Below are 7,522 nucleotides of genomic sequence, written 5' to 3'. Positions count from 1 at the left end.
CAACAACTCGTTGCAAGGATGTTTACCCCAAACCTGATTTATTCAACAAAGCCGTGCGTATACGGTCAGAGGCTCACTGCCGCACAGGCAGTTTGGTACTTATCGGGGATGCGTCGCAGGCACGACGCATTTCGCTGGGCTATTTATTCCCCGTTGAGGGTGACAACCAGTGAGCGGCTGCCGCCGTGGTTGCGGTGCTCGCACAAGTAGATGCCCTGCCAGGTGCCAATGTTCAGGCGCCCATTAGTTACGGGGATTGTCAGACTGTTTCCCAGCAGGCTACCTTTCAGGTGCGCCGGCATGTCGTCGCTCCCTTCATACGTATGGCGGTAGTACGGTTCATCCTCCGGCACTAAGCGATTAAAGAAGCTCTCGAAATCCTGCCGCACCGTGGGGTCAGCATTCTCGTTAATCGTCAGCGCCGCCGAGGTGTGCTTGATGAACACGTGCATCAGCCCGACGTTTATCTGGTGCAGCGCGGTGACCTGCGCCAGTATCTCGTCAGTCACCAGATGAAAGCCTCTGGCTTTCGGCTTCAGACGGATTTCATACTGTGTCCACATCGCCGTCTTCCCTCATTAGGCTTCGCGGGCCAGAATCGGTCGCAGGAAGCGTGCGGTATGGGACTGTTCGCACTCTGCCACCGTTTCCGGCGTGCCGGAAACCAGAATTTCTCCGCCGCCGCTGCCGCCTTCCGGCCCCAAATCGACAATCCAGTCCGCCGTTTTAATCACATCCAGATTGTGTTCAATCACCACGATGGTATTACCCTGATCGCGCAACTGATGCAGCACAGCCAAAAGCTGCTGAATATCGGCAAAGTGCAGGCCAGTTGTGGGTTCGTCGAGGATATACAGCGTCTGTCCGGTTCCGCGTTTTGACAGCTCGCGAGATAGTTTTACACGCTGCGCTTCCCCGCCGGACAGCGTGGTGGCCGACTGCCCAAGACGAATGTAGGACAGACCAACGTCGATCAGCGTTTGCAGTTTCCGCGCCAGCGCCGGAATGGCATCAAAGAACTCTCGCGCTTCTTCGATAGTCATATCCAGCACTTCATGAATGCCTTTGCCTTTGTATTGAATTTCCAGCGTTTCGCGGTTGTAGCGTTTGCCTTTGCACTGGTCACACGGCACATAGACATCCGGCAGGAAGTGCATTTCCACCTTAATCACACCGTCGCCCTGACAGGCTTCACAACGTCCACCGCGCACATTAAAGCTGAAACGACCGGGGTTGTAGCCGCGGGTACGCGCTTCCGGCACGCCAGCAAACAGCTCACGAATCGGCGTGAAAATACCGGTGTAGGTTGCCGGATTAGAACGCGGTGTGCGGCCAATCGGGCTTTGATCGATATCGATCACCTTATCGAAATGCTCCAGCCCCTGAATCTCGCGGTGAGCGGCGGGCTCCGCCAGCGTTGCACCGTTCAACTGACGCTGCGCCAGTGGGAACAAGGTATCGTTGATCAGAGTCGATTTGCCCGAGCCCGACACGCCGGTGATGCAGGTAAACAGCCCCACCGGCAGCGTCAACGTGACATCTTTCAGGTTGTTGCCTTTCGCGCCGATCAGTTTCAACACTTTGGTCGGATCCGCAGGCACGCGCTGTTTCGGGATTTCGATCTTGCGTTTGCCGCTGAGGAACTGCCCCGTCAACGAATCCGGCACCGCCATGATCTCTTCCATCGTGCCTTCTGCAACAATCTGACCACCGTGCACGCCTGCGCCGGGACCGATATCAATCACATGGTCAGCGGCGCGAATCGCATCTTCATCATGCTCCACCACAATGACGGTATTGCCCAGATTACGCAGATGAATCAGCGTTTCCAGCAGACGTTCGTTGTCCCGCTGGTGCAAACCGATGGACGGTTCATCCAGCACGTACATCACGCCAACTAGCCCGGCACCAATCTGGCTTGCCAGACGAATACGCTGCGCCTCACCGCCGGACAACGTTTCCGCCGAGCGGGAGAGCGACAAATAGTTCAGCCCGACATTCACCAGAAACTTCAGTCGATCGCCAATCTCTTTCAGCACTTTTTCGGCGATTTGGGCGCGCTGCCCGCTGAGCTTCATATTCTGGAAGAACGTCATCGCATGGCCGATGCTCATATCAGAAATCTGCGGCAACGTCGTCTGTTCAACGAACACGTTACGTGCTTCTTCACGCAGGCGCGTCCCGCCACAGCTGGCGCAAGAGCGGTTGCTGATGAACTTCGCCAGCTCTTCACGCACCGCCGTGGATTCCGTCTCTTTATAACGGCGATCCATGTTATGCAGCACGCCTTCGAACGGATGACGGCGTACCGAGGTGTCGCCGCGATCGTTGATATATTTGAATTCGACGTTCTCTTTACCGGAGCCATACAGGATCACTTTCTGTACCGCGGCGCTCAGACTTTCAAACGGGGCATCGACGTCAAATTTGTAATGCTCCGCCAGAGAGCGCAGCATCTGGAAATAGTAGAAGTTACGGCGATCCCAACCGCGAATCGCGCCGCCTGCCAGCGACAGTTCCGCGTTTTGCACCACGCGAGCCGGATCGAAGAACTGCTGCACGCCCAGACCATCACAGCTTGGGCACGCCCCCGCTGGGTTGTTGAACGAGAACATGCGCGGTTCCAGCTCGTGCATGCTGTAGCCGCACACCGGGCAGGCAAAGTTCGCCGAGAACAGCAATTCAGGCTGGGTCGGGTCATCCATATCGGCCACCACCACGCTACCACCAGAGAGATCCAGCGCGGTTTCAAACGACTCCGCCAGCCGCTGCGCCAAATCATCACGTACTTTAAATCGGTCAACGACGACTTCAATGGTGTGCTTTTTCTGTAATTCCAGCTTTGGCGGATCGGATAGATCGCACACGTCGCCGTCGATACGGGCACGGATATAGCCTTGTGAAGCCAGGTTTTCCAGCGTTTTGCTGTGCTCGCCTTTGCGATCTTTCACGATTGGCGCCAGCAGCATCAGGCGTTTGCCTTCCGGCTGCGCCAGCACGTTGTCCACCATCTGACTGACCGTCTGCGCATCCAGCGGCACATCATGCTCAGGACAGCGCGGCTCACCCACACGTGCAAACAGCAAGCGCAGGTAGTCATGAATTTCGGTAATCGTCCCGACCGTGGATCGCGGGTTATGCGAGGTGGATTTCTGTTCGATAGAGATGGCGGGCGACAGCCCTTCGATATGATCGACATCCGGTTTTTCCATCAGCGACAAAAACTGACGGGCGTAAGCGGAGAGGGATTCCACATAGCGACGCTGCCCTTCGGCATACAGCGTGTCAAACGCCAGCGATGACTTACCCGAACCCGACAAGCCAGTGATTACGATCAACTTGTCACGAGGGATTATCAGATTGATATTCTTGAGATTATGGGTACGAGCACCACGAACTTCGATCTTATCCATTCACACACTTCCCGGAATAAAAACGGTTTGTCATCGCCTCTCGAACGGAGAGAACCGGTACGAAACAGGCAATTATGGCATAAAAAAAACGCCGGACGCGTTTTTTAACGTCGCTTGCGACGGCCCGATAGGGTGGCAAGCAGGGATAGCTTGCCATAAAAAGAACTGAATGAATATACAGTGTCCAATTCGTTTATCTTGCAAGCGCTGCAAATCTGACTTTCATTTCTGAAGCTATTTCGCAGGTATGACAGAGAGTTTTCCACATGGTAAGATTGATCGTTTAGACTTAGAAAGTAAATCTACCGATCCATCAGCAGGAGAGACGAGCATGGCCAGCAGAGGCGTTAATAAAGTGATTCTTGTCGGGAATCTGGGACAAGACCCGGAAGTCCGCTATATGCCGAATGGTGGTGCAGTGGCCAACATCACGCTGGCGACATCGGAAAGCTGGCGTGACAAGCAAACCGGTGAGCAGAAAGAGAAAACCGAATGGCACCGTGTCGTGCTGTTTGGCAAGCTGGCGGAAGTCGCAGGTGAATACCTGCGCAAAGGCTCTCAGGTTTACATCGAAGGCGCACTGCAAACCCGTAAATGGGCCGATCAGGCTGGCGTAGAGCGCTACACCACCGAAGTGGTGGTCAACGTCGGTGGCACCATGCAGATGTTAGGTGGACGCCAAGGCGGCGGCGCGGCGGCAGGCGGTAACGCCGGTGGCGGTAACGCCGGTGGCGGTCAACAGCAAGGCGGTTGGGGACAACCTCAGCAACCGCAGGGCGGCACCCCGTTCAGCGGCGGCGGACAAGCTCAGCAGCGCCCAGCGCAAAATAGCGCGCCTGCACAAAGCAACGAACCACCAATGGATTTCGACGACGACATTCCGTTCTAAAGCGTACTCTTTTTAGCATTCTTAACTAAAAATTATAAACCCTGCTCCGGCGGGGTTTTTTTATGCTCTGCCGCATTGATATCGATTTTTGAACGGCGTCGTTTGATGACATGCCAACATCCTTGTCACGAACCCCACCCCCTTGAAGTTCAACCAGCGTCAATACACTCCTAAACACTGACCTTATGAAACCGTTAATTGTCGGTCATCGTCCGGTAACAGGCTTCCATTTCATCCAGTGCGGACTGATTTTCCAGCCCCCACTGGTACATCAGCTCAATAGGTTCGGCAAAGGTTCTGCCAAGTGGTGTCAGACGATAATCCACCTTGGGTGGGATCACGTCATACACATGTCGAACAATCAACCCACGCAGCTCCAGCTCTTTCAGCGTCTGAAACAGCATTTTCTTGGAAATACCCTGCAAGCTACGCTGTAATTCGCCAGTCCGTGCGCGTTCATCCGGCCAGTGATAGAGCGCGTGCAGCACCATCGTGCTCCATTTAACAGAAAAAAGATCCATCAGGCGGCGCGGCGGTGAGTCCGCATAAAAAAAGAGTTTACCGTCAATCCAGGCTGGCATTCATTCGTCCTCCGTTTATGGTCACCAAATGGTGACTACTATCAATATTGAACCATGTTAACTATAGTCTGCTGCCTTGGATTAACTAAAACCAGTTCATTTCTGAGGCACGATGAAAATCAATGCATTAGTCGCATATGACGCGGCAAAACCGTTAACATCTGGTCAGGTCTCGCTACGCCCGCTGCAAAAACAAGATGTCAAAATAGAGATCCTCTACTGCGGCGTGTGCCACTCCGATCTACACATGGCACGTAACGAATGGGCGGTCAGCCGATATCCACTGGTGCCAGGGCACGAAATAGTCGGGCGTGTCGTAGAAGCTGGAGACGAGGTCACCCATTTTAAACCGGGTGATATTGTCGGTGTGGGTGTGATGGTTGACTCCTGCCGTGAGTGTCATTTCTGTCAGCAACACGAAGAACAATACTGCGAAGCGGGGTTTACGGCGACCTACAATGGCCTTGATAAATATACCGGCGGCAGTACCTGGGGCGGCTATGCGCAGAGCGTGATTGTCGATCAACATTTTGTGGTTTCTGTACCGCCAAACCTGCCACTCGCGGGCGTCGCACCGCTGCTGTGTGCGGGCGTAACAGTATGGTCACCGCTACGCCACTTCAACGTCAAAGCAGGCGATCGTGTTGGTGTTGTGGGGTTGGGCGGATTAGGGCATATGGCGGTGAAGCTAGCCAGTGCGATGGGGGCGGACGTTACGCTGTTTACCACGTCGCCACAGAAGGGCGAAGATGCCCGTCGTTTGGGGGCAAAACAGGTGGTAGTTTCGGGCGATGCCGCGCAAATGGCCGCCTGCCAGATCTCGCTGGATATTATCATTGACTGCGTAGCGGCACCGCACAATCTGGATCCTTATCTGGCAACGCTGAAAACCAATGGTCGTCTGGTACTGGTAGGTATTCCAGACCAACCACACGATTCGCCGAATATAACGCCAATGGTCTTTCGACGTTTAAGTATCAGCGGTTCATCAATTGGCAGCATTCAGGAAACTCAGGAGATGCTGGATTTCTGCGGCGAGCACAATATCACCGCCGATATTGAAATGATCTGTGGCGAGGATATCGAGAATGCCTTTGCCCGAATGCTCAACGGTGATGTTAAGTACCGCTTTGTGATAGATATGCAGTCTACTCGCTGGTAACCAAGACGACTGTCTGCGTGTGGCTGGTGAATCAAACACCTTCACCAGCCTTATTCGAAATAGGTTGAGTCGTCGATAATCAACACGTCATCATGATTTTTGTTGGCATTTTTTATAACGACAACGAAAACAAACCGTAAGAAACATGATAATAAGAAACGTGCTGTTCGCCGTTCTGGCTTCGACACTAACCTGCCACATTTCTGGGGACCTGCTCTTTCTGTGGTTATCCCTGAAGGATGTTTCCCAGTTAGCAGGTGTATCAATGATGACGGTTTCACGTATCATCAACCATCGCGAAAGCGTTCGCCCCGAAACCAGACAACGCGTTATGCAGGCGGTGCAAACACTTAATTACATCCCCGACCATTCCGCACGGAAAATACGCACTCAGCACAACAGCGCGGCGACGATTGCGATCCTGGCGAGAGATACCGCAACGACACCTTTCTCCTCTCCGTCGAAATTTTATTGCCGATAGAACAAACCGCTCGAGAAAAAGGCTGGAATAGCGTTCTTAATCCGGACTCGTCGCGTGTCCCCACTGCATCGGCCCCCAATGTTTACTCATGGGATGATGTTGATGAAACTCATCGACTATGCGAGAGAAAAGGCACAAGAAGAAAACTGCGATCGTCTGTATTGGCATACGCAGGAAACCAATAAAACAGCCCAGCGTCTTTATGATGGGGTCACGAAAAAACCGGGCTGATTGAATATAGAATGCCGCTTTAACTATCAAATATTCGACAGTAAAGTACGGCGTGCAGCGCACGCGCCGTGTGTGGCGGCAGATTGTCATCTCAGCCGCGCCAAGCAACGACCAAAGCCCTATTGATTCGACTTGGGTATTGGCCGCCAGTCCACCTTTATCGGGTACGCTTTGAAGTTATAGTCGATGCCGTAAGAGTGCTGCCTGCCAGCAAGACTACATTTAGCGAAAAAGGAGTAGTCTCCGTTATATCGTTCAGGGGGAGTTGAAATCACAATGTTTCCACAGCAGTCTGGGTAAATACAGTTCGTCGAGTGGGTGTAGATGATGTAGCCATTCTCGTTTAGTATCAATAACTTATCGTCATAAAGCTGCTTACATTCGTTTTCATCCGGCGCTCCAGAGACCAAAATGCGGAGATTGTCATAATATCCCACCAGCACCACACCAAATATCACCCCGAATGCGGCAACATATGCCCACAGCGGCAAGTTGATTGCAGGATGAATCTGCATAAGATCCGCGACAAGGCTCAATCCCGGCAATAAACATACGGCCACAAAGCTGACAATGAACTTACTCTGCTCAGAATGCGATATTTCCTTATAAATGCGAGCCGTGTTTTCACCCGCCAGATTGGTGTATTGCCCGTGGTGATTATTGACGTTAATAACGCCGGATTCATTATTGATAACCGTTTGATGCTCGCCAGTGTTTCTCTGTTCAATATCCATCACTCCCTCCTTAGACACAAAGTCATCACCG

6 protein-coding genes and 2 pseudogenes are annotated in these 7,522 nt (G+C 52.9%); 4 read left to right on the top strand and 4 right to left on the bottom strand.

Features of this window, described 5'->3' with window-relative positions:
* Positions 1 to 143: 143 nt before the first annotated feature.
* Together ACKQAD_RS02110 and uvrA are read right to left on the bottom strand one after the other, a co-directional pair.
* A complete protein-coding gene (locus ACKQAD_RS02110; RefSeq protein WP_409158613.1) occupies positions 144 to 563 on the bottom strand; it encodes a secondary thiamine-phosphate synthase enzyme YjbQ in 420 nt (139 codons plus the stop codon).
* Positions 564 to 578: 15 nt separating this feature from the next.
* Positions 579 to 3,413 carry an excinuclease ABC subunit UvrA gene (gene uvrA, locus ACKQAD_RS02105; RefSeq protein WP_409158612.1) on the bottom strand — a complete coding sequence of 945 codons (2,835 nt, stop codon included), beginning with the start codon at positions 3,411 to 3,413 and terminating at the stop codon, positions 579 to 581.
* Positions 3,414 to 3,744: 331 nt separating this feature from the next.
* Between uvrA and ACKQAD_RS02100 the strand changes: the two genes are divergently transcribed.
* Positions 3,745 to 4,302: a single-stranded DNA-binding protein gene (locus ACKQAD_RS02100; protein WP_409158611.1), complete on the top strand. Its 558-nt coding sequence runs from the start codon at positions 3,745 to 3,747 to the stop codon at positions 4,300 to 4,302.
* A gap of 194 nt (positions 4,303 to 4,496) precedes the next feature.
* Here the strand turns inward: ACKQAD_RS02100 and ACKQAD_RS02095 are convergent, their stop codons facing one another.
* Positions 4,497 to 4,883: a winged helix-turn-helix transcriptional regulator gene (locus ACKQAD_RS02095; protein WP_409158610.1), complete on the bottom strand. Its 387-nt coding sequence runs from the start codon at positions 4,881 to 4,883 to the stop codon at positions 4,497 to 4,499.
* 112 nt (positions 4,884 to 4,995) lie between these two features.
* On the opposite strand from ACKQAD_RS02095, the gene ACKQAD_RS02090 reads away from it, so the two are divergent.
* The 3 genes and pseudogenes from ACKQAD_RS02090 to ACKQAD_RS02080 form a co-directional block, all read left to right on the top strand.
* Positions 4,996 to 6,045 (top strand): NAD(P)-dependent alcohol dehydrogenase, encoded by a 1,050-nt coding sequence (locus ACKQAD_RS02090; RefSeq protein ID WP_409158609.1) that lies wholly within the window; start codon positions 4,996 to 4,998, stop codon positions 6,043 to 6,045.
* A 265-nt stretch (positions 6,046 to 6,310) separates the two neighbouring features.
* Positions 6,311 to 6,564 (top strand): annotated as a pseudogene (locus ACKQAD_RS02085) (LacI family DNA-binding transcriptional regulator); the annotation flags it as partial.
* 67 nt (positions 6,565 to 6,631) lie between these two features.
* Positions 6,632 to 6,780: pseudogene (locus tag ACKQAD_RS02080) on the top strand (GNAT family N-acetyltransferase); the annotation flags it as partial.
* Between the two features lie 96 nt (positions 6,781 to 6,876).
* Here ACKQAD_RS02080 and ACKQAD_RS02075 read toward each other — a convergent pair.
* Positions 6,877 to 7,491 carry a hypothetical protein gene (locus ACKQAD_RS02075; protein ID WP_409158608.1) on the bottom strand — a complete coding sequence of 205 codons (615 nt, stop codon included), beginning with the start codon at positions 7,489 to 7,491 and terminating at the stop codon, positions 6,877 to 6,879.
* Positions 7,492 to 7,522: the final 31 nt, after the last annotated feature.

Source organism: Pectobacterium artocarpous, assembly GCF_046159765.1.
GTDB lineage: Bacteria > Pseudomonadota > Gammaproteobacteria > Enterobacterales > Enterobacteriaceae > Pectobacterium.
The sequence above is the reverse complement of the archived record's forward strand: the minus strand, read 5'-3'. Positions and strand labels throughout refer to the sequence as shown.

Coding starts and splice junctions, on each gene's coding strand:
- ACKQAD_RS02100 (WP_409158611.1), top strand. CDS start 3,745: ATGGCCAGCAGAGGCGTTAATAAAGTGATTCTTGTCGGGAATCTGGGA.
- ACKQAD_RS02110 (WP_409158613.1), bottom strand. CDS start 563: ATGTGGACACAGTATGAAATCCGTCTGAAGCCGAAAGCCAGAGGCTTT.
- uvrA (WP_409158612.1), bottom strand. CDS start 3,413: ATGGATAAGATCGAAGTTCGTGGTGCTCGTACCCATAATCTCAAGAAT.
- ACKQAD_RS02095 (WP_409158610.1), bottom strand. CDS start 4,883: ATGCCAGCCTGGATTGACGGTAAACTCTTTTTTTATGCGGACTCACCG.
- ACKQAD_RS02090 (WP_409158609.1), top strand. CDS start 4,996: ATGAAAATCAATGCATTAGTCGCATATGACGCGGCAAAACCGTTAACA.
- ACKQAD_RS02075 (WP_409158608.1), bottom strand. CDS start 7,491: ATGGATATTGAACAGAGAAACACTGGCGAGCATCAAACGGTTATCAAT.